This window comes from Polaromonas sp. P1_G2 (genome assembly GCF_056405515.1).
The window spans coordinates 1-601 of sequence record NZ_JBFUBY010000716.1 but is presented as its reverse complement, the minus strand read 5'-3'; the positions used below and the strand labels follow the sequence as shown (position 1 = coordinate 601).

Below are 601 nucleotides of genomic sequence, written 5' to 3'. Positions count from 1 at the left end.
CTTCCAGGCATTCGCGAAAATTGGCGACGATCTCGGCCTTCGGCGGATGCTTTTCCGGATGATAGTTCCAGCCCTGGCGAAAGTGGTAATGGCCGCGATTGGGCCAGTGGATCTGGTAGAGGTCGATATGATCCGTCTGCAAACGCCCAAGGCTGAGATCGAGCGCCCTGCGGACTTCGTTGCCGTCGAGCGGTACGCCACCGCGAATATGCGGCCGGCCGGGGCCGCTGGCCTTGGTGGCGAGGATGATCTTGTCGCGATTCCTCCGCGCCTTCATCCAGTTGCCGATATAGATCTCGGTCGAGCCCTGGTTCTCTTCTGTCGCAGGCGTTGTCGGATAAAGTTCAGCCGTGTCGATGAAGTTGATGCCCTGATCCACGGCATAGTCCATTTGCTCGAACGCTTCCGCTTCGCTGTTCTGACTGCCCCAGGTCATCGTGCCCAGGCTGATTTCGGAGACAAGCATGCCGGTGCGGCCAAGCGGATTGAATTTCATGGGAAAATCCTTGCAGTGCGGGAAACGGCGGCACTCTATGCCGATTTTGTTGCAGCGCAAGAGCGTCTACTGCGGCTTTCCGCCGGAAAACCCGTGGCTTTCAGC

The 601-nt window shown here is 58.6% G+C and carries 1 protein-coding gene; it reads right to left on the bottom strand.

Going from position 1 to position 601, the window contains the following annotated elements; translation table 11 throughout:
- Nucleotides 1-496 (bottom strand): aldo/keto reductase (locus tag AC1D0P_RS27130; RefSeq protein WP_477679565.1); only part of this gene is annotated, 496 nt, incomplete at its 3' end.
- Between the last annotated feature and the right edge of the window lie 105 nt (nt 497-601).